Annotated in this window: 18 protein-coding genes and 3 pseudogenes; 3 read left to right on the top strand and 18 right to left on the bottom strand. The window is 51.0% G+C overall.

All coding sequences use genetic code 11. The features are described from left to right. Positions 1–206: 206 nt before the first annotated feature. Positions 207–869: an ArsR/SmtB family transcription factor gene (locus D6M16_RS15575; protein ID WP_120512748.1), complete on the bottom strand. Its 663-nt coding sequence runs from the start codon at positions 867–869 to the stop codon at positions 207–209. A gap of 141 nt (positions 870–1,010) precedes the next feature. Here D6M16_RS15575 and D6M16_RS15570 point away from each other — a divergent pair, with 141 nt between their 5' ends. After that, entirely contained in the window at positions 1,011–1,499 is a 489-nt protein-coding gene (locus D6M16_RS15570; protein WP_120512747.1) for a DUF2938 domain-containing protein, read from the top strand. A 179-nt stretch (positions 1,500–1,678) separates the two neighbouring features. On the opposite strand, the gene D6M16_RS15565 is transcribed toward D6M16_RS15570, so the two are convergent. Beyond that, the gene (locus tag D6M16_RS15565; protein ID WP_120512746.1) at positions 1,679–3,658 is read right to left on the bottom strand and encodes an alkyl/aryl-sulfatase; all 1,980 of its coding nucleotides are present in this window, start codon (positions 3,656–3,658) and stop codon (positions 1,679–1,681) included. Positions 3,659–3,842: 184 nt separating this feature from the next. Between D6M16_RS15565 and D6M16_RS15560 the strand changes: the two genes are divergently transcribed. Next, a complete protein-coding gene (locus tag D6M16_RS15560) occupies positions 3,843–4,727 on the top strand; it encodes a LysR family transcriptional regulator (RefSeq protein ID WP_120512745.1) in 885 nt (294 codons plus the stop codon). A gap of 27 nt (positions 4,728–4,754) precedes the next feature. Here D6M16_RS15560 and D6M16_RS15555 read toward each other — a convergent pair whose 3' ends face one another. The 3 genes and pseudogenes from D6M16_RS15555 to D6M16_RS15545 form a co-directional block, all read right to left on the bottom strand. After that, positions 4,755–5,825 carry a nickel/cobalt transporter gene (locus D6M16_RS15555; protein WP_420812261.1) on the bottom strand — a complete coding sequence of 357 codons (1,071 nt, stop codon included), beginning with the start codon at positions 5,823–5,825 and terminating at the stop codon, positions 4,755–4,757. A gap of 83 nt (positions 5,826–5,908) precedes the next feature. Then, positions 5,909–6,598 carry a DUF1007 family protein gene (locus D6M16_RS15550; protein WP_162941063.1) on the bottom strand — a complete coding sequence of 230 codons (690 nt, stop codon included), beginning with the start codon at positions 6,596–6,598 and terminating at the stop codon, positions 5,909–5,911. Positions 6,599–6,979: 381 nt separating this feature from the next. Then, positions 6,980–7,471 (bottom strand): annotated as a pseudogene (locus D6M16_RS15545) (AAC(3)-I family aminoglycoside N-acetyltransferase). Positions 7,472–7,930: 459 nt separating this feature from the next. Here D6M16_RS15545 and D6M16_RS15540 point away from each other — a divergent pair. Beyond that, positions 7,931–8,749: pseudogene (locus tag D6M16_RS15540) on the top strand (IS110 family RNA-guided transposase); the annotation flags it as partial. Between the two features lie 335 nt (positions 8,750–9,084). On the opposite strand, the gene D6M16_RS15535 reads toward D6M16_RS15540, so the two are convergent. The 13 genes and pseudogenes from D6M16_RS15535 to D6M16_RS15475 form a co-directional block, all read right to left on the bottom strand. After that, positions 9,085–10,674: an LA2681 family HEPN domain-containing protein gene (locus D6M16_RS15535; RefSeq protein WP_120512742.1), complete on the bottom strand. Its 1,590-nt coding sequence runs from the start codon at positions 10,672–10,674 to the stop codon at positions 9,085–9,087. A 96-nt stretch (positions 10,675–10,770) separates the two neighbouring features. Beyond that, positions 10,771–11,664 carry an AbiTii domain-containing protein gene (locus D6M16_RS15530; protein ID WP_120512741.1) on the bottom strand — a complete coding sequence of 298 codons (894 nt, stop codon included), beginning with the start codon at positions 11,662–11,664 and terminating at the stop codon, positions 10,771–10,773. Between the two features lie 360 nt (positions 11,665–12,024). Next, positions 12,025–12,210 (bottom strand): annotated as a pseudogene (locus tag D6M16_RS15525) (integrase core domain-containing protein); the annotation flags it as partial. Positions 12,211–12,890: 680 nt separating this feature from the next. Next, a complete protein-coding gene (locus D6M16_RS15520; protein WP_120512739.1) occupies positions 12,891–14,525 on the bottom strand; it encodes a methyl-accepting chemotaxis protein in 1,635 nt (544 codons plus the stop codon). Between the two features lie 23 nt (positions 14,526–14,548). Next, complete coding sequence (locus D6M16_RS15515) at positions 14,549–14,809, bottom strand: hypothetical protein (RefSeq protein WP_120512738.1); 261 nt, start codon at positions 14,807–14,809, stop codon at positions 14,549–14,551. Between the two features lie 424 nt (positions 14,810–15,233). Next, positions 15,234–15,566 (bottom strand): nitrite reductase small subunit NirD, encoded by a 333-nt coding sequence (gene nirD, locus D6M16_RS15510; RefSeq protein WP_120512737.1) that lies wholly within the window; start codon positions 15,564–15,566, stop codon positions 15,234–15,236. Beyond that, positions 15,563–18,091: a nitrite reductase large subunit NirB gene (nirB, locus tag D6M16_RS15505; RefSeq protein ID WP_120513214.1), complete on the bottom strand. Its 2,529-nt coding sequence runs from the start codon at positions 18,089–18,091 to the stop codon at positions 15,563–15,565. Before nirB ends, nirD begins: the two co-directional genes overlap by 4 nt. Before the next feature lie 46 nt (positions 18,092–18,137). After that, positions 18,138–18,962 (bottom strand): ABC transporter ATP-binding protein, encoded by an 825-nt coding sequence (locus D6M16_RS15500; protein WP_120512736.1) that lies wholly within the window; start codon positions 18,960–18,962, stop codon positions 18,138–18,140. Between the two features lie 25 nt (positions 18,963–18,987). After that, complete coding sequence (locus D6M16_RS15495) at positions 18,988–19,959, bottom strand: ABC transporter permease (protein WP_162941061.1); 972 nt, start codon at positions 19,957–19,959, stop codon at positions 18,988–18,990. A 12-nt stretch (positions 19,960–19,971) separates the two neighbouring features. Continuing rightward, positions 19,972–21,315: a CmpA/NrtA family ABC transporter substrate-binding protein gene (locus tag D6M16_RS15490; protein ID WP_240435652.1), complete on the bottom strand. Its 1,344-nt coding sequence runs from the start codon at positions 21,313–21,315 to the stop codon at positions 19,972–19,974. A gap of 145 nt (positions 21,316–21,460) precedes the next feature. Next, positions 21,461–22,075 (bottom strand): ANTAR domain-containing response regulator, encoded by a 615-nt coding sequence (locus D6M16_RS15485; protein ID WP_120512734.1) that lies wholly within the window; start codon positions 22,073–22,075, stop codon positions 21,461–21,463. A 78-nt stretch (positions 22,076–22,153) separates the two neighbouring features. Next, the gene (cobA, locus tag D6M16_RS15480) at positions 22,154–23,005 is read right to left on the bottom strand and encodes a uroporphyrinogen-III C-methyltransferase (RefSeq protein WP_120512733.1); all 852 of its coding nucleotides are present in this window, start codon (positions 23,003–23,005) and stop codon (positions 22,154–22,156) included. Further along, complete coding sequence (locus D6M16_RS15475) at positions 23,002–25,674, bottom strand: nitrate reductase (RefSeq protein ID WP_120512732.1); 2,673 nt, start codon at positions 25,672–25,674, stop codon at positions 23,002–23,004. The genes cobA and D6M16_RS15475 overlap by 4 nt, the downstream gene beginning before the upstream one ends. Positions 25,675–25,726 lie beyond the last annotated feature (52 nt).

Below are 25,726 nucleotides of genomic sequence, written 5' to 3'. Positions count from 1 at the left end.
GAATCCTTATGTAAATAGCCAACTAACATTGTTTGAATTTAATAATATTATTCAATTGAATTATTGAATGATGATTAGCATAGGATACGAATCACCTATGTGTCAACGTTAGACAGATATTCAGAGTGTCTAATCCGAGAGCCAGAAAGAAAGGTTTCACACTGATAGGTATTTGAGTGAAACCTTCGCAAAAACGCTGATCTTACTCAGATCGCGTCGATTTTATGCCCGGCTGCTTTCCATTCTGGCACGCCATCATTTAAACGGCGGGCAGATAAGCCTTTTTCTTTAAGCGCATTCACCGCAGTGATAGATAACGAACAATACGGGCCACGGCAATAGGCGACTATCTCCTGCTCTTTCGGCAACTCTGACAGCCGCACTTCCAACTCGGCAAGGGGAATATTGATCGCGCCGGGCAAGTGCCCTTGTTCAAATTCTTCTTCAGGGCGCACATCCAGTAAGGTCACACTGTTTTCCTGCATCCGGACCAGTAACTCTTCCCGCGAAATGGCCTCCACATCCTGCTGATGATGCAAAGTGCCTTTCACCAGCTTTCTGATCTCAGAATGGTTGAACTCGGCAAACTGACGCAATGCCATCAAGAGTTCAACAACAGGTGCGTCCGCAAGGCGATAAAACACATGCTTGCCTTCGCGGCGGGTCTGGACATAGCCATTTCGCTTTAGCTGCTGCAAGTGCTGTGACGTGTTTGCCACTGTCAGATCCGCCAGTTCTGCCAGCTTTTCAACGGACTTTTCCCCTTGGGCAATATGTTCCAGCAGTATAAGCCGGTGTGCATTTCCTAAAGGTCGGGCAAGGTCAGCCAACTCCGAATAAATATGATACTGATTGTTTATTGTTGACATAGAAGATTAACTGCCCCATCATTCAATCGATTTATTGAATTATATAGCATTATCAGTGGATTGATACCGCAGCCGTCTCATTTGCTGACATTGTTATAGTTAACCGCATGATTGTCCGCGCAAAAAAAGGAGAGAACCAAGATGGAACCTGATTTCATACTACGCGCCATTGCTCTGGGTGTCGGTGCCACCCTGGTCATGGATCTGTGGGCACTGTTCCTGAAAGTCTGTTTTAAGATCCCTTCTCTGAACTATTCCATGGTTGGCCGTTGGATCGGGCACTTTCCTAAAGGGCAATTCGCTCACGCCAATATTGGTAAGGCAGAACCTGTAGCAGGTGAAACTCTGCTTGGCTGGACGGCACACTATGCGATAGGTATTTGCTTTGCCGCCGTGCTGCTGTGGGGCTGGGGACTGGAATGGGCGGCCTCTCCGACCTTACTGCCCGCGTTAATTGTTGGCGTGCTGACTGTAGTCGCTCCATTTTTCCTGATGCAACCGGGTATGGGCGCTGGCGTTGCTGCATCCAAAACACCACACCCCAATACCGCCAGATTACGCAGCCTGCTGGCTCACGCCTCATACGGTGTGGGGTTATATTTGACGGGGATAATATTGTCAGTTTATTGAAGTCGCTTTCTGGGATGTATTAACGTTTTCCCCCTGTGAGGCAAGGCTTGAAACCGTGAGTGCATTTTTTGTTGCTGTTGGCCTTAATATATCGCGCTTTGACTCAGTACCCGTTTCTGCATTAGCAAAAAGCCCCCGAACATTCGGGGGCTTTTTCAATTTGAATCAAACTGTTGCATTTACGGTGTGACAATCCCGAAATCATTGGCGAAGGTATCAAAAACGCCCATCAGCTCATTCAAGGTCTCGCGGTCTGACACCTTGAATTTTCCGGCTTTGACCAGATCGTCAAGTGAGGCTTTCCGGGTAAGCAAGGCGGCCAGATCCGATTGACTGAACATCAGCGTTAAATCGGCATGTTCCAGTTGGCGATCCTGATACGTTTTCAGCACTGAGTTCGACAGCAACATCGCGTATTCTCCCGATTCCGCCTTCTGATCTCCCGTGACCTTCAGATTCACAGCGATGGTTTTACCTGCGGCTTTTTCCGGGTTCACCCGAACGGTCAGTGACTCCAGCACAGAACTTACCGGCATGTTTTTAGCGATAGCCGTGGCATCTGGCGTCGGTGCAGGTTTAAATCCTTCCCGTAACTCTTTTGCACCAATCAGGTAGTTATTCCGCCACGGGCCAGACTCAGACTGATATCCCAGCTGCTCCATCGCATCGGCTTCCAGATACCGGGCTTGGGTATTCGACGGGTCCGAAAAGACCACGTGATTGAGCAAAGTCACCGCCCAGCGATATTCACCGCGATCCACCGCTTTTTGAGCAATCTGAATGACCTTATCAGCCCCGCCCATGGCTTCAACATATTTCGCTCCGGCTTCTTCCGGCGGCAGCGGATTCAGGTTGGCCGGGTTGCCATCCCACCAGGCACCAAAATAGAAGTCGTACGTTGCGCGGGCATTATGCGACACCGTGCCATAGTAGCCACGGTTGTACCATTCTTTATCGAGCGACTCTGGTAGCTGGATGCTGGCTGAAATCTCATTGGGTGTGTAGCCCATGTTCGCCAAACGCAGAGTCTGATCATGGACGTACTGATACATGTCGCGGGTTTTCTCCAGCTGATCTTTGATCTTCGCTTTGCCCCAGGTTGGCCAGTGATGCGATGCAATCATGGTGTCGGCTTTTTCACCATACAGTTGGATGGTTTCATCAATGTAGGCCGCCCACTTGCTGGCGTCCCGAGTCTGTGCGCCACGCAGAGTCGAAATATTATGTATGGTATGCGTCATCACCTCAGCCGCCAGCAGGGTTTTGTATTTCGGCATATACGCCATAAACTCTGCCGGTGCTTCTGAGCCGCTCGCCATCTGGAAATCAAACTCGATGCCGTCAATGGTGTGCTTTTCACCGGTTTTTTGAATCAGCAATGTCGGCTCAACAATTCCCGGAACGCCGGTCGACGTCGTCTTGCCTAACCCCGCATCGACCAGACCCCGCGGTCCTGGCGCAGCGAGGTTGCCGTACATGAAACTTGCACGGCGCGACATCAGGTTACCCGCAAGCACGTTTTCTGAAATGGCATGCTCATAGAAACCTTCCGGTGCAACGACCTCAACCTGACCGGCCTCGTAAGCTTCTTTGGTCGTAACCCCCCAGATACCACCAAAATGATCAATGTGAGAGTGCGTGATCACAACGGCTGTGACTGGCAATTTCTCAACATGTTGATTCAATAGTTTCAGACCCGCTCTTGCCGTTTCTTCAGAGATCAGTGGATCGATCACGATCCAGCCTTTTTCACCCCGGATAAAAGACATCACTGACAAATCAAATCCGCGTATCTGATATACACCGTCACTCACCTGAAATAAGCCCGCCTTGTTATTCAGCTGAGCCATGCGGTGCAAAGATGGATTGATCGTGTCGATCTGCTTCTGCGCATTAACAAACTGATAGGCATTAAAATCCCAGACGACATTTCCTGCTTTGTCGCGAATTGTTTTCTCAGGCCAGGTCGCAATAAAGCCTCTGCTTGCTGCACTAAAATCATCGCGATTCTCGAAATTCAGGTAGTCTCTGACCGCTTCATTTTTTTCGATGGTATAAATGCTGGCAGGCTTACTGTCAGGCGTAATTTCCATTGAGGCCATGACTGATTGCGATATCAATGCAATCGACAAATAAACAACAGACTTTTTTAACTTCATTTTTCTTTCCTTATTTCCAGCAGGGCTTCAATCGTCTTGGTTCAAATAGGTCGGACATCCGTATTTCCCGATTCAATACAGGCAAGGAAATCACGGATTCAGCCGAGGTTCTGTTGACGCTCTTATGATGTCTGTTTAGTCTATCGGCTCTTCGTTGAACTGTCGGAAAGGCGTATTTGACTGAATGGAAAGTCATGTTGATTTAAATTTATTGCGAACCTTAGTGATGGTCTGCAAAGCGAAAAACCTGAAGCTGGCATCCGCCCGGCTGGGGATTTCTGAAAGCGCCGTCAGCAAACAACTTTCCCGCCTGAGTGAACAATTAGACGAAACTCTGTTTGAACGGACGCCAAGTGGATTGGAACCAACCCCCTATACGCAGCACCTTTTACCACAGCTGCAATCGTCACTGTCTGCCCTTCAGACAACACTCCGGAAGAAGTCGTTTGATCCGGCACACTGTCACGACACCCTGACGATCGCTTTGCCGCTGATCACGCTGGATAAATATGGCCAGCAAATTTATCAAAGCCTCAAACGCGCTTTACCGAAAAGTAAGGTCGTGCTCTCAAGCTGGAATCCGACCACGCTTACAGCCATGGCTCAGGGTGAAATTACACTGGGCGTGCATTACTGGAATGCTGAGGTTTCGGGTGAGATATATCAGCGGCAGATTACCGGGGATGAATTTATCGTGGCGATCGCGCAGTGTCATAGCACGGCAGATTTCGATGAGGTTCGAAACTGGCCGTTTATCATGCTGCGAAGCAGTGGCTGGAATGATTACAAATCGCCGTACTATGAAAAATTCGTGGCTTTGGGACACCACTTTGATTTTGAATATCAGCTAGATAGCCCGCAGCTTGCTTATCAGTTTATGAAGAATGAGCGCGTGGCGATTCTCACCACGCTAAAAAATTTACCGGACGGTTTAAAGCGTATCCCGACACCAGACGCATCCCGTTTTCAGGTCAGGCTGTCCAGCTACACCCAACTCGTCAATCGTTCAAACCCTTTACACCTGTTTCTGCACCAGACGCTGGTTGATATTTTCACGGCAGCCGAGTGATTCCACTTGGCGCGGGGCCAATTGCACTCACACCGAAAACATCGGAGAAATACCGGTATCCTGCCCGTTCATGAGCAATGCACCGATCACCATCAGCAACACGCCGCAAAGTAACTGAAGATAATAACCGGCCAGTTGCCAGCCTGCCTTCCTGTGACTGTTGCCAGTCATCAGATAACGCTGAACCAATTGTTTCCCTGCTAGTGTCATGATTGCAATCACAGACGTTGTGAATGCAGTCCCTGCGGCCATCACGATGGCACTGACAATACCCATCCAGTAAAGCCCGGCAAGGTTGGCAAACAAAAGGACCATCACAGCTCCCGTACAAGGCCGGATCCCAATGGATGCCACAATACCGACATACTCCCTCCAGGTTGAGGCCCGGTTGATTGCTTCAGCATCTGCGACATGCTGGTGTCCGCATCCGCAGTCCGCATGGTGATCATGACCCTGAGCGGTTTGTCTTGGCGCAGTGGCACGAATAGCCGGGCGAAGAATCGCTGATGTTAACGCGGACGGTTGTGGCGCGGCTGAACGCACCAAAGAGAACGCTGATGACACAGAGGACAAGGATGAAGCGTGACGCTGAGCCCCACGTACTGAATGATATATTTGCCTGATTGCTTTCCAGCAGATCAAGCCGCCCAGTACCACAACCAGCGTAAAGCTCAACGACACGAAAACGGTAGCCTTCTCATTCACAACGCGCATCGACGCCTGAAAGCCCCAAACCAGCACACTCACCAGAGCGACTGCGACCAGAGCCTGCAAAAATGCTGAAATGGCAGTCAGCATCAAACTGGCTTTCACCTTTGTCGGATGTGTCGCCAGGTAGGTTGTCACAATCACTTTGCCATGTCCCGGACCCAGCGAATGCAACATGCCGTAAAGAAAACTGAACCCTGCCAGCGATCCGCCGGCGATCAACGGATTGGACTTCGCATCGTATAACAAGTCAGCCAGCTGGGCGTTGACTTCCCGCTGCCACTGAATGCTTTCCACCACCAGAGTTGGCCACACAGACCACAACTGATAAAAGATAAGAGCCATGACGCATACAAACGTTGCGCTGACATACCAACGACGCGGATCTATTTTGCTTTGTGCCATTTACTTTATCTCTTCAACTGACTCAAGGATTTCACCTTGCTCTGTATCCGGCTGCTTGATGAATCGATTCATTTTCCGGCTGCAGTGTGCTCACAATGCATTTGCACGGTTTGCGTAAACAACTGCCCCAAGGTGTTATCCGGATTCGCATCTGCGGGCAGAGACATGGCATAGCTCACCTGCTCCGGCGTCGGATTCGGCTCAATGAGTTCAACCCGGCAATCACGGGCAAGCGCATCGGACAACACAACATCCTCTGCACTATTCCATGTCATCCCGAGATAAAAACTCGGCTCAAACACTAACAGTCGCAATGTATCGGGTGTGATTCGCTGAGGACTGGACAGGGGAAGCACGAAACTAAGCACCAGTTTTGCCCGGTCACGCGTCAGTTGCCCGCTATGCGCCGGTTTGTAGTGAAGCAGCTGCTCACCGTCATAAAAATTAGTGAAATACTGTTCACCCTGAATATTTTCCAGCATGGATGCCGCCATCTTACGGAAGGTGCTCTGCTCGTTTTCAGGGGAAGTATCCTCACCGTCCAGCATATAAGCGGAGGTCATCGCATCAAATGTCCATTCCATTTTAAAGCCGGTGATCACGCCATCCTTTCCTTGGATGTAGGTCTTCATATCCGCAAAGGAATGAGGGTGCGCCTGTACTGTTGGCGCGACCAAAAGCGCAAATGCCCAGAAGCACCGCTGGACACCTTGCCTGAATCCATCAAAATGTTGCCGTATTAAGTGAATGTGAACCATGTGAGTACTGCTGATCGACATAAAGAAATTGTTATAACATAACGAATGTGAATCACAATATCGCCGACGATGCATAAAAGGCACTGTCCACTTCCCCTTTAGCGAGACAATACGCCAGACGCACAGCGTTTTCTGTGTTGATATGGGACTCGACGGCCCGGATCACCACGACGATAAGCGAGATCCTTGCACGGGAAAAAACGTCATCACAATCTTTCAGTCAAGTTTTGAAGAAAGGTAACAGATCGGGGGGATGTCGTGGGATTGGGAGCGTTCAAACGAATCAATCGTTTTTGGACATTTCCGAATTAAAGCCTTAACTCTAACTCGTCAGTTTCAGATTAAAATTTCTATGAGTTAACGTTGCCAACACGCGCCGCTTTAGCGGTCGCCGTGCTTGGCTTTGTTATGCGCTTCTTCGACTGCGATGTCAAAGTGGAGGACATTTTCACGCACTCCGAGCTTCGTATAAAGCGCGATCGCGGGTTCATCTTCGATGCCCTGATCGGCCTGAACGAAGATCACATAGGCGCCACGTTTTGCCGAGACCCCTTTTAGGTTTGAGATTAGTGCTGTCGCGATACCCTCTTGTCGATGGCCTTCTAGTACAGCTAAGTCATAGATATAGACTTCGCTGCGCTCTTGCTCAAATTTTCTTAACTCATATGCGGCAATACCACCTACCACCTTCCCGCCCTTCAAAGCTGCCAGTGCGATGAAAGAGTCACCGCCCAACAGTCGGCCCAGTTAGCTCGCGCGTGGGCGATTCCCGGTGTAAGTATCCATATCGCCGAAGGCTTCACCGAACATTACCAACATACTTTCCATCAAGCCGATGTCGTCGGGGGCGAGATGGTGAATGACAAGCGACATGGCGATCTCCTAATCTGCATAACGAATGACATGGACTCCCCCTCATCAGGCTCTGCCACACTTGGTAAGTCTGACTACGAAATTACCGGAGGCCACCATGTCACAATCTATTTATGGCATTGATTTAGCCAAACATAGCTTCAGTATCCACGGTGAAGATCATCAAGGCAAGGTGTTGATCCACGGACCACTTTAAAAGGACATCAATTCTTGCTGGTCATATGTCGCGCTTGAGTTCGGTGCTTCTCTCATCATTTTCTGACGCGCGCCAGTTACTCTTTGCTGGCACAAACAGTAACCAGAAATGCCTTTGTTTCTCTGATGTTGGCCGGGGCGGTTGTAGGCGCTCCCGGCGCCGACAACCTAAAAATACATCCATGTATTTTTCCCCTGATCTGTGAATACATCTAAGTTTTAAAATCAATAGTAGAAATTTGTTACAGGGCACAATAACTGGCGAAGCTCGGCCATACGCCAAAGATCATGGCATCGAAGTATGTGGCACCTTTCAGAACGGGTGCCAAAAACGATCTCAATGACGCCATTGCCATTTGCACAGCTGTCATCCGTCCATCAACGCGCTTCGTCCGGATAAAATCGGCCGATCAGCAAGCGATTTTGCTCCTGCATCGTGCGCGTGATCATTGGGTCCATGAACGAACGGCATTGCTGAATCAAATTCGCGCCATGCTGGCCGAGTTCGGCATTATCGCGCCAAAAGGACGCCACGCATTACAAACCGCTATCCCTGAAGCGCTTGAAGATGGTGACAACCTACTGCCTGATCTCGCCAGAGCAATCATTTCTGATTACTTTGGGCATTTACTGAGTTTGAATCAGCGTATTGCTGAACAAGAGCAATGCTTCGATATGCTGGTTTCTCGCAGCCGCCAAGCCAAGAAAATTATGAAAGTGGCAGGCATTGGGCCAATTACAGCGACAGCCGTCATCGCCAGCATTGGCAGAGGTGAACAGTTCGATAAAGGACGGGATTTCGCCGCCAGGCTCGGGTTGGTTCCCACCCAGTATCCAACCGGTGGTAAGCCAAGGCTCGGACGAATTACCAAAAAAGGCGACCGATATCTGCGGACACTCTTGGTTCATGGTGTACGTGCTGTGATCGCCAGTCTCAGCGATAAAACTGACCGACTCAGCTTGTGGTGCAAAAGTCTGGTCGAACGCCGTGGCTTTAAACGGGCGATTGTCGCACTGGCGGCAAAGAACGCTCGGATCATTTGGTCGCTGCTGAGAAACGATACTGAGTACCAAACGATTTAAAACGGAACATTTTTTCAACGGAGTCACTTGCTTCACCGGGTCATTGCAATAGCTAATGATGGTGTAAGGTTCAGACCTTTTGCGGGAAAACCTGATAGCGCGGCGGGCACTTTCGATGCCGTCTAACGAATGAGGAACCGCAACCGCGTAGTGTCATCAGGGTCATGACATGAATGCCAGTTAACAGACCGAATGTAGAGCGGCAGTCCCAAACCTTGCATTACCTGACGCTGTTGTTGACAACCGGGAGAGTCCATGTAGCCCGCATTTGCGGCTGGTTTGGAGCGCAGCGGAAAACCAGTCCGACAACATGCGCTTGTTATAAATCTTGGTCTTCAAAGGTAATCTTGCCGATGGATGCTGTTAGGGAAGTAAAAAACTCCATCCTTCTTTTCTTTTAGTGCTTTATCTCGCACAGTGAAGACAAACGAAAATATTGCAGATCGAGTTAACTGCAATATGCGCCTTAGATGTTCTAAGAATTCATCTTCTTTGATAAATACTATATTGTCCATAAATTCGTAAGACTCATATATATCACTTGGGGTCTCACTTTTATGAATAACCACAAACTCATGTTCTAAGTCATTTCTCAGTTGTTTCAAAAATGACCACTCGCCGTATTTGTTTTCATTTAAATCTGTAGCAATGCTATACAAAGCTAGGAGACCTGGGCTTTTGTTACGATCAAAAAGCTCCCTCCTATTGCCTCTATCCAGCTGCCAAAAGCTTTGGAAATATACCTTTCTATTAGGAGGGTAAAGGTCAAACAATTCACAAATTGCAATACCTATTTTATCCAATATACCAAAGCATGATCGGAAAGCAGTTCTTAGCTTTTCGACATCTACACCTAGCAGTTCATCATTAAAAAGCTCTGAAAAACATGAATCATGCAGCAACTCATAATCTTCCTCTGCTGTAAGGTATTCAAAATACAAATGTCGAGAGAACGAGAACTCTGACTTTAACCGATTTAAAACCATTTCCATAGGAATAACAAAATCACCAACTATCCCTCCGGCAGTAGGTATCGTTAAGTTATCTCTGGAGCTTCCCACGCATTGGCAATACAAACCATGCTCAGATAAACTCAAGCTGTTGTCTAAGCAAAACTTTCTGTAACTACTTAGTTTGTCATACTCATCTTTAGTTTTTTCTGAATCATGAGGATCAGGTTCAATACCTGCATCTCTGCATACCTCGACAATCTTGTTTTTATGAAAAACAACCTGTTCTTTATAGTGATCTAGCCATATGGGAGGAATCTGCTTCGATAAAAGAACATTCTCATACCCTCGTTTAATCTGTTCCAGCATTTGTATGGAAAATATGTTTGAAACTTGGTTCAGCATAATAAGAGTTTCAGACCTGTTGATCCACGATTGCGGGATATCAAGATTCAACTTATTGACTAGATCGTAGCATTCAATAGCCTCTGCTATTCGAAATTGCTGCTTTAACGAGTTTCCTAAATTGACGACATAGGTTGGCTCAATTCTTCCAGTATTTGCATCGCCAAATGACTTGATAGCCTTCCAAAGGTCTGTTTTTATTTCTACAAGTTGTTCGATTGTAGAAAAGGTATGTTTAAATGGATTCTTCTCACTAATTAAATTTGATTTCGCATTGCTCAAATTGTAATAGTAAGCATCTTCTCCTATCTGTTCGATTATTTCATTCTTATGTTCATAAAGAATATCTAAGCCTTTTTGAGCAGAGTCAGAACATGGCTTCATGTGGCCAACATCAACAAATATACTGGCAATGTTGGACATTATTGTAAAAAAAAGAGCATCTCTTTCAGTGTCTTTATTGATTTGTTGATACAAAATATCGACACCATTCATAGCTTTATCAAACTGTCCAAGACTTACAGCCTCTGACAATCTATTTAACTCTATAGCTATGCTCTCTATCTCCATGAGATCTCCGATTGAGATTTATAACGCCGCCAGCACGCGCGGCTTTGTAGTGAAGGCGAAGCCGCAACGGAAAAGACGTCGCTGTGCCTGGCTTTGTTAGGGCACAAGTGCAGCCAATGCAGGGAGATATGGGGCCACTACTGGCCCCAGAACCTGCATGTGATCTGCTAGTGCCGACATGAACTTTTGATACTTAGATTTGAACCCCTCAACACCATAGCATTCTTGCATTTCCACAACACTGCTTCTTGCAGTTTCATACGCGGGTTCACCGCGCACTGCTTCCAAGGCTTTTAGTAGTTGGGAGAATACTTCAGGTGCCACTTCATTATTTATAGCATGCTGCTCAAAGTCACTACTACCTGTTGCCACGTTTTGCACGTTGCCTGAAATATAGGTGTTAAATATTTGGTGAACCTTTTCCTGAGGTAGTGGGTTGGAATTTACGGGTGCCTCACCTGCATCAGGAGATTCAGCTTCAATCTCAAGAACGAAATTCAGAATCCTATTTCTAACTGCATCTAGCGCAGAAACAATTCCAGCAACAGGTATGACTTTCCATGCTTGCATGCAGTTCATACCTTGATAAATCCCTTGCCCAACAATAGCTACTAAATCGGGATTCCATGGCTCTTGCAGAGTGCCCCCACTCGCATCTTGCACCAAGCTCTCCATAGAGGCTACTCCTTGGGCTAAGTAGGAGTGGGTCAAGTGTTGACGGAAATCTTCTTCAATGCACATTAATGGAATATCAGCGTTACGAAGCCCAGACTGAAAAGGACCTGAAAAGTGGCCTTTAGAATTTACTGTGAGGACTCGGTAATCCGGAAGCTCATCGATATCGTTATAGCCACTTAACTCATTTTCTACCCATTTTTTAAATTCTGGGTTTCCAAGGCGCGCAGCAAGAACCTTACATTTTCTCAACAAGACTGCTAGCTCAGTCTTTGAGTCTATTGCGGCGTCCTGAATTTCTCTTAACAACGACATTATATATGTACCTTCAATATTTCAGAGAGTGGCTATGGAGCTATGCCCTAACATTTTATTAGCGCGCATGCGCGTTTTGCTCGTTAGACCAGTGAAAACGTGCACAGTTAACTATCTGTATGCTAAGAACTTATCAGCTTTCTGCTAGATACACCATCCGGAAAAACGCGCATATACGTTTTCCAAACCTATTATCTCAATTCGTAAACACATAACCGATTGATAAAAATGAATTATATAAATGAGTACGTGTACAAACGCGCAAAATTTTTTAACTATTTGCGTTGATATCCGGCAACCTCAAATAACACTGTATAAAAACACAGAATTTTAAGGTAGAGGGTATTGTCCACTTCCCCTTTAGCGAGACAATTCAAAACTAGAGGTTTCCAGTTGCCTCCGGTAATCAGCCGAAAGAATATGACCTAAGCTCTCGTGGGTACGCTCTTCGTTGTAATCGCACATCCATACCCAAGCCATATCCCAAACCTGCTCGAGTGACTCGAACAAATAGGCATTCAATAATTCGCGGCGAAATGACGGATTTTTGCATTCACAGCATCAAAAGGAATCACTCCCCCAGGGGAAAAATTCATGGACGAATTTTTAGGTTGTCGGCGCCGGGAGCGCCTACAACCGACCCGGACAACACCAAAGAACAACAAGGCATTTCTGGGTACTCTTTTTGCCTCAAAAGAGTACCTGGCGCGCATCCGGAAATGGTGAGATTGCCACCAAACGTAAGCGCGACATACCCGCAAAATCCTCAGAATTCCCCCAAACCATGCTACCGCCAAAGCGCTCTATCAAGACCCCCTAAACATCCCGTTTCCAAGATGAGAGCACGGTTTCAGGGTTGCTGTATTGAATCAACCACAGTGTGATTTCAGGCTAAAAATCAGTACAACGGCCTTGTTGTGCAATATCTTCACCGCAAACGAACGACCTGAACGTACGCTCGTCTGGGTTAACTCAACCTGAAAGGTTTGCCCGCTTTGCCGGGCAACAAAAAAATGCCCGGACAAGCACTGCACTGTTCTAAACCAACACTGAGGCAAAAGCCTGTCACACATTCCCTCCCCAAGACATGACTTCCTTCAACCGTTCAGGTTGTCGCCTGGCACGGCGTTCAAAAAGGACGGAAATTTCTAATTTAATATCATGATGTTATGTCGTCACTCTCGCGAAGGCGGGAATCCAAAAGACTTAGAATCCAAAGCTGGCCTCTAAGCCAACTTAAAGCGGTTGATCATCTTCATCAGATCCGCCGACACATGCAGCAGTTCATCGCTGGCTTGCGCCATCTGGTTCGACTCCGTCGCCACCGACAGAGACATATCCTTCAGGCTGACCACATTGCAGTTAATGTCGTTCAGGGTCAGGGTTTGTTGCTCTGTGGCGGTGGCGACATGCTGGTTCATCGCCTGGATCGTCTGCACTTCAGCGTTAATATTATTGAGTGCGACGCCAGCTTCTGCTGATATCTTCGAAGCATTTGTGGCTTTTTCTGTCCCTGTTGCCATCACTTTCACCGCATTTTCTGCGCCGTGCTGAAGCTGCTCTACGATTTTCTGGATTTCCAGCGTCGATTCCTGAGTGCGCTGTGACAGCGTCCTGACTTCATCGGCAACCACGGCAAAGCCGCGTCCCGCTTCCCCGGCACGGGCGGCTTCAATCGCGGCGTTCAGTGCCAGCAGGTTGGTCTGCTCAGCAATCCCCCGGATCACTTCCAGTACGGTATCCACGTTACGGCTGTCGGTCGCCAATTGTTCGACCACCTGACTGGCCTGCGCAATGTTGTCGGCCAGCTGATTCGCTTCTTCGACATTTCTGTCCACAATCTGCTTTCCGCTTTTAGTCCCTTTGGCCGCCGACAAACTGGCGTCGTTGGCCTCGACCGTGCGGCGGCTGACCTCTTCTACCGTCGCCAGCATCTCGTTCATGGCGGTGGCCAGTTGCTCAACATCATTTTGCTGCTGGTTCAAATTATGGTCGACAGTATGGATCGACGATGAAACCTGATTAGCCGCAGTCGCCACCTGAGTGCCGGATGTATTGATCTGCTGCAAAATAGACTGGATTGAGGCGACAAACTGGTTGAAATACTTCGATAAGGTGGCCAGTTCATCCCGGCCAGATTCATCCAGCCTCTGTGTCAAATCACCTTCACCCCGGGACAGCGCTTTCATCGCATCCACCGTTTGTTTTAATGGCGCAGTAATCGAGCGGATCATCAGTGCAACCAGGACAGACAGTACCACCAGCATGATACCGACATTCGTCAGGGAAATAATTTCCGCTTTCCGTACATCCTTCTGCAGCGCCTGCATATTCATGCCACTGCCGATTAGCCATTGCCACGGGCCGAATTCCAGCACATAACTGGTTTTAGGCTCAGAGGCACTGGTACTCTGGCCACTGTGCCAGGCATAATCGACAAACCCACCGCCGTTTCTGGCTTCGACATATAACTGGCGCACAAACCGGAAACCTTCCGCATCTTCCAGATCCATCGTATTGGTGCCAACCAGAGACGGCACACCCGCCAGTTGGATCCCGTTTCGATCGTTCACAAAAATATAATTGCCCTGATCAAATCGCATCGCGGCAATGGCCGCTATGGCGTCTGACTTGGCCTGAGATTCGCTCAGAGTGCCGGCCTGACTGAGCCCGTGGTAGTACTCAATCACGCTGACAGCACTCTCGACCAGATTCACCACTCCCCGCTCATAATTTTCTCGCATAAACTCACGCGATTTGCTGGCATTCACATAGGTATTCACCATTAACCCCACGGCAAACAAAACCAGCAGCATCCATATTCGTGCAGCAATACTTAAACCGGAAAACCAGCTTTTCATTCTGTCCTCTCCTTTACCCGGAATCACTGACTCTCATGTGGCACAGCCGATCTCTGCTCTTCCGGCCAGAGAGGATGCTGCCTATGCAGTTCGCGCATTTTGGCCTGACTCAGTTTCAATTCTTCACTTTGACTCGCCACAAAATGGTTCACAGCCTCTTCAAGTGTGGTCAGTAAAATGTGCGAATGGGATGGCTGTTGCTCAATCGTTTCTTGTTCTGCTTGTCCGTTATGAGTGGCTTGTTGCATCTGCTTATCCCTGGCCTTATGAAATACCTTATTCATACGGTTTCCTTATTGTCATGAGGTTCAAAGCAATAAATATCGTCACTGTGCAGCATGCAGCCCGAATGCATCCGCAATGATCAGCCGCCATTTCCTGCCAGCGTATAATAGAGACACATTTCCAACCAATCTTTTAATAGTCTTCCTGTATGAATAGATGAGCATAGAAGTATTGAGAAAGCCGCTGTTCTGAAATTTGATAACGTTCAAAATTCACACAAAAGGTATAGGTTGACTGGCAATTAGACTGGTAATTCCCGGAATGATGAATATTGACCGTCGTCAATTTTTCGACAGTGTAAGTCATTGAATAAAAAAGCCAGTCATGTATAACCCTGACTGGCTCGTGCCGCGTCACCCAATGATGCGCGGCTTTTTTTATTTTCTGAGTGCGATGCAGTTTGTCGTTTTTAACCGGGTACTGTTATGACGCTGTGTTTACCCACACCTCCCCTTTCTCTATTTTCACAGGCCAGACAGGCAGACTGATGTCGGGCTGCTCCAGGCACTGACCGGTTAGCAGGCTAAAATGCTGCTTGTACAGGGGTGAGGCCACACACACTTCACCTTTGATATCTCCCACTATGCCTCTGGCAATCACAAATGCCTTGCCGATGGGATCCCAGTTATCCAACGCAAAGACCGCGGGATCCTGGGTTGGCAGATAAAAAAGGGCCAGTTGTTGTCCTTCTACCATTGCGCCCATCCCTGAATTGGCGATCAGGGCATCCAGATCGCAGACTCTGTTCCAGCTCATGCGCCCTCCTGTTCTGTGTGCTTAATTAACTCGGCCTTAGGGTCAACCATACGGACCGGAATACGCTGACCACGTTCGCGTCGGTAATCCGGTGTTGCAGCGGCGTCACCTTCATTGACAAAGCGGCGGAAGCGGGCCAGTTTTTCAGGCGTAGACAAGGTGGTTTTCCACTCGCACTGGTAGGTGTCCACCACATGATTCATTTGCGCTTCCAGCTCGGCGTTGAGGCCCAGGCTGTCGTCGACCACCACACTGCGCAGGTAGTCCAGACCGCCTTCCAGATTTTGCAGCCATACGGAGGTGCGCTGCAGCTTATCGGCCGTGCGGACATAAAACATCAGCACTCTGTCTATCATGGTCACCAGCTCATCGGTAGAGAGATCAGACACCAGCAGGTCAGCATGGCGCGGCCGCATGCCACCGTTGCCGCACACATACAGGTTCCAGCCGTTTTCTGTTGCAATCACGCCGATATCTTTACTCTGTGCTTCAGCACATTCCCGGGTACAGCCGGACACGGCAAACTTGAGTTTGTGCGGCGAGCGAAGCCCCTTGTAACGGTTCTCCAGCATAATGGCCAACCCCATTGAATCGTCCACACCGTAGCGGCACCAGGTGGATCCCACACAGGATTTGACGGTTCTCAATGACTTTCCGTAGGCATGGCCGGTTTCAAAACCAGCGTCAATCAGCGCCTGCCAGATATCCGGTAACTGTTCCAGTTGCGCACCGAACAGATCGACCCGCTGGCCGCCGGTGATCTTGGTGTACAGATCATATTTTCTGGCCACTTCCCCTAACACAATCAGTTTTTCCGGAGTGATCTCACCGGCCGGTATACGCGGCACAACTGAATAACTGCCGTCTTTTTGCATGTTTGCCAGAAAAGCATCATTGGTGTCCTGTAACGGCTGATGCCTGGCATCCAGAACATGTTCATTCCACAGGGAGGCAAAAATAGAGGCGGCGGCGGGTTTGCAGACATCACAGCCCATCCCCTGACCATGACGGGCGATCAGTTCGTCAAAACTGCGGATTTGCTCAACCCGGGTCAGATGGAACAGCTCCTGACGGGTATAAGCGAAGTGCTCGCAGAGGTGGTGATTGACTTCCATGCCCAGCGCGGCCAGTTCTTCATCGAGGACAGATTTCACCATGGTGCTGCAGCCGCCGCAGCCTGTGCCGGCCTTGGTACAGCTTTTTAATTCAGTCAGCTCGTGTGTGCCGGCCTGAACCGCAGCGGCAATATCACCGCGTGTCACATTATGGCAGGAACAAATGATAGCGCCGGCATCTTTGCTGCCCTGCAAAGAAGAGCAGTCGAACAGCAGCTCAGCCGGATGAGCAGGCAGCGGCATGCCATTGAGGTAGCATTGCAACAGGGCGTCATAGTCCTGATTATCGCCAATCAGGATTGCCCCCAGCAATTTGTCGCCGGCGTCATTCACCACCAGTTTCTTGTAAACACCGGCGCGCATGTCCTGCAGCACCATCTCCTGACAACCTTCGCCCTGGCCCAGCGAGTTGCCTATGGCAGACACATCAACGCCCATGAGTTTCAGCTTGGTGCTCATGTCTGCCCCGCTGAACCGACTGTCAACGCCAAGAATCTGATCGGCTGTAATGCGCGCCATGCTGTAGCCTGGTGCCACCAGTCCGAAAATTCGCTGCTGCCACAGTGCACATTCGCCGATGGCGTAGATGTCAGGGTCGCTGGTCTGGCAGGCATCGTTAATGACTATGCCGCCGCGCTCGCCAATCTCCAGACCACACTGACGCGCCAGCGTATCCTGTGGCCGGATGCCGGCAGAAAAAACAATCACATCCACTTCCAGCGGCTCATGGTCACTGAAATTCATTCTGTGATACGCGGTTTCACCATCGGTGATCGCCGTGGTGGCACGCTGGGTGTGAACCTGCACTCCTAACTCGGACACTTTGCTTTTCAGCAGCGCACTGCCTGCATCATCAATCTGCACCGGCATCAGGCGGGGCGCAAATTCCACCACATGGGTTTCCAGGCCCAGCAAGCGCAATGCGTTTGCCGCTTCCAGCCCCAGCAGGCCACCGCCCACCACCGCACCGGTTTTGGCGCCGGCACAGGCCGTTTTGATCGACGACAAATCATCTAACGTACGGTAGACAAAGCAATTGTCCCGATCGCTGCCCTGCACGGGCGGAACAAAAGGGAATGAACCGGTTGCCAGCACCAGCTTGTCATAGGCCAGTTGGGTATCACTGGCCAGTGTCACCCTTTGCTTATCGCGATCGATAGCCACAACCTGCTCACCGAGCAATAACTCAATGCCATTGTCCTGATACCACTGCTCACTGCTGAGCAGCAGATCCTGATGCTCGCTGCCGGAAAACAGCGATGACAGATGTACCCTGTCGTAAGCGACAAAGCGCTCTTCTCCCAGCACAATGATCTGATAACGCTGATGGGCGTTTTTCGCCACCAGTTGTTCAATCAAGTGATGGCCGACCATGCCATTGCCCACCACCAGTAATTTTTCTCTTTGCATCAACATAATACTCTCCTGCACATTCGCGATGTCCTGCTGCGCCCGATCAGGCCACTTTCTGCTTACTTTTCTTATCCGGGATCGGGGCCACTTTGCGTTGTTTTTCATAAAGGAAACGCAGCACGCTTTGTCGCAGGCGCTGGTAAACCGGATCATCGGCCAGCGCGACCCTGTCTCTTGGCCGCGGCAAATCGATATCCAGTACCTCGCCGATCGTCGCCGCCGGGCCATTGCTCATCATCACGATGCGGTCTGACAGCAGCACCGCCTCATCGACGTCATGGGTGATCATGATGACGGTGTTATTGAGCTCGGCCTGAATCGCCATCAAAGCATCCTGCAGATGTGCACGGGTCAGCGCATCCAGCGCGCCGAAAGGCTCATCCATCAGCAGTACTTTTGGCTGCATGGCCAGCGCTCTGGCAATCCCGACCCGCTGTTTCATCCCGCCGGAAATCTCATCCGGCCGTTTATCATGGGCGTGATCCATCTGCACCAGTCTCAGGTAGTGCATCACCTCATCGCGGATAGCCGCCGACGCTTTACCTTTGCAGACTTGCTTCACCGCCAGTTCGACGTTCTGGTACACCGTCAGCCAGGGCAGCAGGGCATGGTTCTGGAACACCACAGCCCGCTCGGGTCCCGGCCCGTCAATTTCACGCCCTTCGAGGATCACCCCACCGTCTGTTGCATCAAGTAACCCCGCAACCAGATTGAGCACAGTAGATTTGCCGCACCCTGAGTGACCAATCAGAGAAATAAACTCACCTTTATTGATGGTGAAGTTGACGTCTTTCAGCGCCACAAACTCACCGCCTGGCGTCGGAAAACGCATCCCCAGATAACTGAGCAATAAATATTCGCGTGACATGGTTATCTCCTTGTCTTCAGCTGACTCAGCGCAGGCTCAGCTGTTTATTCCATGAAAAATGTCGTTGCAGGCTCAGCATGCCGCGATCGAGCAGCAAACCAATAAAGCCTATGGTCACGACGGCCACCATGATTCTGCCCAGCGATGCTGAGCTGCCGTTTTGAAATTCATCCCAGACGAACTTGCCCAGCCCCGGGTTTTGCGCCAGCATTTCAGCCGCGATCAATACCATCCATGCCACACCGAGCGACAAGCGCAGGCCAGTGAAGATCATGGGCACGGCAGACGGCAGCACTATGGTTCTGACATGCTGCCAGCGCGACAGCTTGAGAACCCGGCTGACGTTAAGCAGATCGTTATCGACAGCAGTCACTCCCACTGCCGTATTGATCAAGGTTGGCCACAGACTGCACATCGCCACGGTAAACAGGGAATTGAGAAACGATTTAGACACCAGAGGGTCGTCGCTGACATAGAGCGCACTCACCACCATAGTGACTATCGGCAGCCAGGCCAGCGGCGAAACCGGTTTTAACAGCTGAATCACAGGGTTAAAGGCCGCGTACAGGCTCTTGTTCAGTCCCAGCACTATCCCGGCAGGTATGGCTAAAGCAGAAGCCAGCAAAAAACCGGCGGCCACTGTCAGCAAACTGGTGCCAATCTGATCAAAGAAAGTCGGTTTACCTGTGTACTCACGGGTTTTTACCTCCGCTTGCGGATTGTTCGCCAGCGTGGCCGCATTGCGCTTTTCCTGGCGCTCGTAAAAGGCGGCTTCGCGGCTGCGTTCACGCTGATGTTCGTCCACCAGACCGGTGAATTGCTGCCAGGTCTGCGCCGGGCCGGGTAAGGTGCCCAGTGAGGTATTCACCTGACTGGCCGCCAGATGCCAGATCACCAGAAAAACAAGCAGTCCCAGTGCCGGTAAGGCCAGTGTGCGACTGAAATGGATCACCCCGGCCGGTTTAGGGATAGCCGGTAATGTGAGAATCGATGCCATGAGCGGTACTCCTTACAGTGTGTCGTCGCCTTTCAGACCAATCGCGAACTTGTTGAGGTAGGCGTTGGGCTGCTGGCCATCAAAAGTAATCTGATCGATAAAACCTTGCTGGGGAGGACGAAATCCGTCTTCCTGGTCAAAGTCAGGAAAATCTGCCGCTGTCAGTTTGCCTTCCTCGATTAAGGCTTCGGCGGCCTGACGGTAGATGTCCGGGCGGTAGACTTGTCTGGCGATCGACATATACCAGTCATCAGATTTCGCTTCAGGGATCTGCCCCCATCGGCGCATCTGGGTCAGGGTCCAGACGGCATCGCTGTAATACGGGTAGGTGGCGTGGTAACGGAAAAACACATTGAAATCAGGCGCCGGACGGATATCGCCTTTCTCGTATTCAAAGGTGCCCGTCATACTGTTGGCAATCACCCTGGCATCTGCCCCCACGTACTGGCTGCGGGCGAGTAAGGCCACGGCTTCCTGCCGGTTGGCATTGTTTTTTTCGTCAAGCCAGTGAGCGGCGCGGATCAGGGCTTTCACCACACGTATATGGGTATTGGGATAGGCATCGGCCCAGGCTTTGCTGACCCCGAACACTTTCTCCGGGTTGTTACGCCAGATGTCGTAATCTGTGATAACCGGCACGCCTATGCCTTTGGATACGGCCTGCTGATTCCAGGGTTCACCGACGCTGTACCCCTGAATGGTCGCAGCCTCCAGCGTCGCGGGCATTTGTGGCGGTGGGGTGACGCTCAGCAGCACATCAGCCTGACGCTGGCCGCTGTTATCGCCCTGTAGCGGGGCGTAATAACCCGGATGGATTCCCCCGGCGGCTAACCAGTAACGCAGCTCATAGTTGTGTGTTGAGACAGGAAACACCATGCCCATGTTGAACGCCTTACCTTGCGCCTGATAGGAGGCAATCACAGGTTTGAGCACACTGGCACTGATTGGGTGCCGGGGAGTGCCGTTGTCTGTTTTCGCTATGTTCGGCTTGATCGCTTCCCAGACATTATTGGCAACCGTGATGGCATTACCGTTGAGATCCATGCTGAACGCCGTGATCACTTCCGCTTTGGTCCCTATGCCTATGGTGGCACCGATCGGTTGCCCGGCCAGCATGTGGGCACCATCCAGTTCGCCGTCAATCACTCTGTCCAGCAGCACTTTCCAGTTGGCCTGTGCTTCCAGCGACACGTAGAGGCCTTCGTCTTCAAAGAAGAAGTTTTCATACGCCACGGCCAGCGGGGCCATATCCGTCAGCTTAATAAAGCCGAACTTCAGCTCATCTTTTTCCGGCGGACCTATCCGGGCCTGAGCCGGCAGTGATATCAGACTGGCACTGACAATGCCGGCTATCATCCATCGATTGATCGATTCCATATCCAAACCTCTTCCATAGATAAAAAACAAAGTGTTAAAAACAAAAAACGCCGCCCTCCCCGAAAGGAGCAGCAGCGTTGCTGTATTGATCACTTTTTCAGTGGCGCGTAACGTTAGCGCCGAATCACATACGCTTCAGGCTCAGCAGCAGGTTTTTCGCTATCTGGCCTAAACTCTGGCTGTTGTGCATAGCGGCTTCACGAAGCAGGCGATAGGCCTGTGCCTCATCCAGCCCCTGATGCTTCATCAGCAGTCCTTTGGCCTGCTCCACCAGCCGCCGATCCTCAAGGCGGCGATTCAGCGTCGCCAGCGCATTTTCCATCTGACTTTGGGTGTCCCTGACCTGGCATGCCCTTTCTACCCATACACTCAGCGCCGTTGCCGAGTCCGCCGGTAAAAGTACATAGCCATTAGGTGCAGGGAGCCTGTCAATATCCTGATGCTCAAGCTGCCGGAGCAGTACCACCAGCGGCCACCGTTGGCCGTCTGCATGGTCTACCAGCATCCTCAGCTCTGCATCCGCTCTGGCCCAGCTGATCACCAGTGCACTGTCCTGCGTTTCTGCCGTCAGTGCAGAAAGCTGGCTGAAGCGACAACCGATAACATTGTCATATCTGGCTGCCAGTTCGCCGGTCAGCTTTGCCTGTTCCCGGGTGCAGTCGCTGCAAACCAGTATCTGACTGGTGTCTTTATGGTTGGCGGCGACTTGCTTTCGATCTGACTTTTCTGGCTTGGCCATTGGTCTGTCTTCCCTGTACACAATGGTTCAACACGCATTCATACATAAAGAAGCAAGCCATCAGCCACTTAGTCAAAATCAGCCGTAAAATACCTCTTTAGGGTTAGCCTCTGAGACGTCATTGCAGTTAAGTGCTTGATTCAGCGTGGTACGCAGTTCGACAACATCGCCGATAATGAGCAATGCAGGCGACTGTCCTTTTAATACCTGCCCCAGTTTGGTGAGCTTGCCCAATGACGACACATGGACTTTCTCATCCGGTGTGCAGCCTTTAATAACCACAGCCAGCGGTGTGTCCCTGCTCAGGCCACCCAGTGTCAGGCCGCTTTGAATTTCTCTGGCCTGCTCAAGCCCCATATAAAAGACGATGGTCTGCCCCGCGCCAATCAGTTGTGCCCAGGCAGGTAATGCACCGGACACCACATGGCCGGTGACCAGGGTAACTGAGCGGGACATTTCTCTGTGCGTCAGTGGTATTGAGGTGGATGCTGCGCACCCAATCGCCGCGGTGATCCCAGGCACGAAATCAAACGGGATCGCCTCTGCTGCCAGTGCCAGCCCTTCTTCTCCGCCACGGCCGAAAATCAGCGGGTCGCCGCCTTTCAGGCGCACCACATAGCGGCCTTGCCGGGCCTGTTCGATCAGTACCTGATTAATCGCTTCCTGCTTCATGCTGGGCTGACCGCAGCGCTTACCCACATAGATACGCTCAGCATCCGGGTTCGCCATCGCCAGAATCGCATCGCTGACCAGGCGGTCATACACCAGCACTTCGGCCTGCTGGATAGCTCTGAGCGCTTTTAAGGTCAGCAGTTCAGGATCGCCCGGTCCCGCTCCCACCAGACTGACGGAGGGACATCGCGGCACTGACTGAAGCCGGGTTACCGTCGCTGTGCTGTGTGTCGATGTGATTGGCTTTGCTGTACTCATACCTGTTCTCCTTCCGTCACTGCTTCTTCCGTGTTCACTTGCGTCTGTTTGAGCAGCGCCTTCACTTCGCCAAGGCAAGACCCGCAGTTAGAGCCGCATTTCAGCTGCGCCTGCAAGCCCGGCAGGCTGGTCAGCCCATGGTGCTCAATGGCTTGTATAATCTGTCTGTCCGTGACCCTGAAACAACTGCACACCAGTTTTGAGGGAGCCTGCCCCTGCATCGCCAATGCCAGAAAAGCACTGACCGAAAACGCCGTGTCGAACAAAGTGGCATAGGGCTGGGTATCAGACCGAAGCGGCTGCTTGCTGACCAGACACATGGCGGTTAATCGGCTGTCGGCTGTCATCAGAGCCGCCCAGCCGCCGTCACCTGTACCGTCAATCACCAATGCCTGCGGTGTAATACCGAACAGGTGGGATTTAGACAGCGGTGTGCGACAGGTAAAGCGCCAGGTATTGACCTTGTCTCCGGTCTGAACACTGAGGAAATCTGTCTCAAACGGCGGTGGCTGCGCGCCCATCCATATCCCGTAACTGGCCGCCTGAGCTGGTGACAGCGTCACACCAGCCGACTTGAAAGCGGGCTGGCCCGATACAGGATCAACCTCAGGTGCCACCACCTGATTGACCCGGCTGGCAAAACCAAATGATCCGGCCCAGTGCATCGACATATAGAGCTGGTTTGGCGACAGGCCATCATCGACCGCCAGCTTAGCCAGCATACTGTTGCCGTCATAACCCAGTGACACAAGCTGTCCTTCACAGAGCTGATATTGACTGGCCGACAGCGGATGAATATACACAGTCGGCTCCGTTTCGCTTTCGGCCAGCCTGGCAATATGACCGGTGCGCGTCATGGTGTGCCATTGGTCGCGCTGACGTCCGGTATTGAGCCACCAGACGCCGGGCTGAGCCTCTGTGTCACTATGGCGGACAGTGATCAGACTGGCGCGGCCGCTGGCTGTCGGGAACACCCCGTCACTGAACAGATGTGACTCCCTGCCCAGCGGCCAACGCTGCGGCTGCCAGTCAGCATATTCGGCATCTGTCATTGACGCTAACGACGAAATATCAAACAGATAAGGTGATTCCCGGTTAATACGGCTCAAAGCCGCGTGTTCACGATATACGTCAGCCACAGTGGCAAATTCAAACCCGTTGAAACCCATTTTTTTAGCCACCTCGCAGATAGCCCACCAATCTGCTTTTGCCTCACCGGGAGGAGAAAGAAACGCCCGCTGACGGGACATCATCCTTTCAGAGTTTGTCACCATGCCATCTTTCTCGCCCCAGCCGGCCGCTGGCAGTAACACATCAGCAAATGCCGCCGTGTCTGCCTCCGGTGAGATATCTGACACGACAACACACTCACAACGCGACAAAGCTTCAGCCACTTTGCGGCTGTCAGGCAACGACACCACAGGGTTGGTCGCAATAACCCAGACAAACTTGATCTTGCCCTGATGGATAGCCTCGAACAGCTCGACCGCTTTGAGTCCGGGTTGAGTGGCCATGTTCGGCGCCTGCCAGAAATCGCCGACCGCTGAGACAGATTGCGGATCAAAGCCTCTGTGGACCGCCAGCTGGTTCGCCAGTCCTCCGACTTCGCGGCCACCCATGGCGTTGGGTTGCCCGGTCAGCGAGAATGGTCCGGCGCCCGGTTTACCTATCCGTCCGGTTGCCAGATGACAGTTAATAATCGCGTTGGCTTTGTCGGTGCCCTTGACCGATTGGTTAATACCCTGGCAAAACAGGGTCAGGGTGTTCGGGGAGTCTTTGAACATAGCGAAAAAAGCGTTGAGCTGTTCCCGGCTCAGCCCCAGCGTTTCCGCGCAACGAGCCAGGCGGTATTGATCGCGGCTGATTTCCGCTTTCAGCGACGCAAAGCCTTCACAATGCTTCGCGATAAACTCGTTATCCAGCGCATGATGATCAGACAGATAACGCAGCAAGCCATTAAACAGCAATACATCGCCGTCGTTCGCGATCGGCACATGCAGATCAGCCTGCTCCGCCGTTGTCGTTCGTCTGGGATCAATCACGACCAGACGCAGATCCGGGTTCGCGTCACGGGCCTGCTGAATACGGCGAAACAATACTGGGTGCGTCCAGGCGGTATTGGCACCAACGATGACGATGAGATCCGCTTTTGCGATATCGTCATAATGAACCGGTACCAGATCTTCACCGAACGCCCGGTTATGCGCCGCCACCGCCGAGGACATACAGAGCCGTGAATTGGTATCGATATTGGCGGTACCAATAAAGCCTTTCATTAGCTTATTGGCAACATAGTAATCTTCCGTCAGCAACTGACCGGAGACATACATAGCCACACTGTCCGGGCCGTATCTGGCCACTGTCTCCTTGAGTTTTTGTGCGATAAACCCAGTGGCAGCATGCCAGCTGACTTCCTTGCCCTCCAGGCGCGGATACAACAGGCGATTGGGTATGTTCAGGCTTTCTTTCAGCGCAGAGCCTTTGACGCAAAGTGCCCCATGATTGGCCGGGTGACAGACATCACCGACGATGTCAGGCTGCTTCGTTACGCTGCCGGGCTGAAATCTGCCTTTCACCGCCACACCACAGCCTACACCACAATAGGGACAGGCTGATTTCACTGCTTCACCTTGATTACATCCCGCAACCTGACCGGCTGTGTTGCTCATAGTCTTCTCCTTCGCGTCCCGCTTAGCGCCGGTTTACAGGCATAAAAAAAGC

This window comes from Photobacterium salinisoli (assembly GCF_003614885.1).
Taxonomy (GTDB): Bacteria; Pseudomonadota; Gammaproteobacteria; order Enterobacterales; family Vibrionaceae; genus Photobacterium; species Photobacterium salinisoli.
The sequence above is the reverse complement of the archived record's forward strand: the minus strand, read 5'-3'. Positions and strand labels throughout refer to the sequence as shown.

Excerpts from the sequence above, each read along its gene's own strand:
- D6M16_RS15520 (WP_120512739.1), bottom strand. The coding sequence starts at position 14,525 with ATGAAAAGCTGGTTTTCCGGTTTAAGTATTGCTGCACGAATATGGATG.
- cobA (WP_120512733.1), bottom strand. The coding sequence starts at position 23,005 with ATGAGTACAGCAAAGCCAATCACATCGACACACAGCACAGCGACGGTA.
- D6M16_RS15490 (WP_240435652.1), bottom strand. The coding sequence starts at position 21,315 with ATGATAGCCGGCATTGTCAGTGCCAGTCTGATATCACTGCCGGCTCAG.
- D6M16_RS15570 (WP_120512747.1), top strand. The coding sequence starts at position 1,011 with ATGGAACCTGATTTCATACTACGCGCCATTGCTCTGGGTGTCGGTGCC.
- nirB (WP_120513214.1), bottom strand. The coding sequence starts at position 18,091 with ATGCAAAGAGAAAAATTACTGGTGGTGGGCAATGGCATGGTCGGCCAT.
- D6M16_RS15515 (WP_120512738.1), bottom strand. The coding sequence starts at position 14,809 with ATGAATAAGGTATTTCATAAGGCCAGGGATAAGCAGATGCAACAAGCC.
- nirD (WP_120512737.1), bottom strand. The coding sequence starts at position 15,566 with ATGAGCTGGAACAGAGTCTGCGATCTGGATGCCCTGATCGCCAATTCA.
- D6M16_RS15550 (WP_162941063.1), bottom strand. The coding sequence starts at position 6,598 with ATGGTTCACATTCACTTAATACGGCAACATTTTGATGGATTCAGGCAA.
- D6M16_RS15560 (WP_120512745.1), top strand. The coding sequence starts at position 3,843 with ATGGAAAGTCATGTTGATTTAAATTTATTGCGAACCTTAGTGATGGTC.
- D6M16_RS15575 (WP_120512748.1), bottom strand. The coding sequence starts at position 869 with ATGTCAACAATAAACAATCAGTATCATATTTATTCGGAGTTGGCTGAC.
- D6M16_RS15500 (WP_120512736.1), bottom strand. The coding sequence starts at position 18,962 with ATGTCACGCGAATATTTATTGCTCAGTTATCTGGGGATGCGTTTTCCG.
- D6M16_RS15530 (WP_120512741.1), bottom strand. The coding sequence starts at position 11,664 with ATGTCGTTGTTAAGAGAAATTCAGGACGCCGCAATAGACTCAAAGACT.
- D6M16_RS15535 (WP_120512742.1), bottom strand. The coding sequence starts at position 10,674 with ATGGAGATAGAGAGCATAGCTATAGAGTTAAATAGATTGTCAGAGGCT.
- D6M16_RS15485 (WP_120512734.1), bottom strand. The coding sequence starts at position 22,075 with ATGGCCAAGCCAGAAAAGTCAGATCGAAAGCAAGTCGCCGCCAACCAT.
- D6M16_RS15495 (WP_162941061.1), bottom strand. The coding sequence starts at position 19,959 with ATGGCATCGATTCTCACATTACCGGCTATCCCTAAACCGGCCGGGGTG.
- D6M16_RS15565 (WP_120512746.1), bottom strand. The coding sequence starts at position 3,658 with ATGAAGTTAAAAAAGTCTGTTGTTTATTTGTCGATTGCATTGATATCG.
- D6M16_RS15475 (WP_120512732.1), bottom strand. The coding sequence starts at position 25,674 with ATGAGCAACACAGCCGGTCAGGTTGCGGGATGTAATCAAGGTGAAGCA.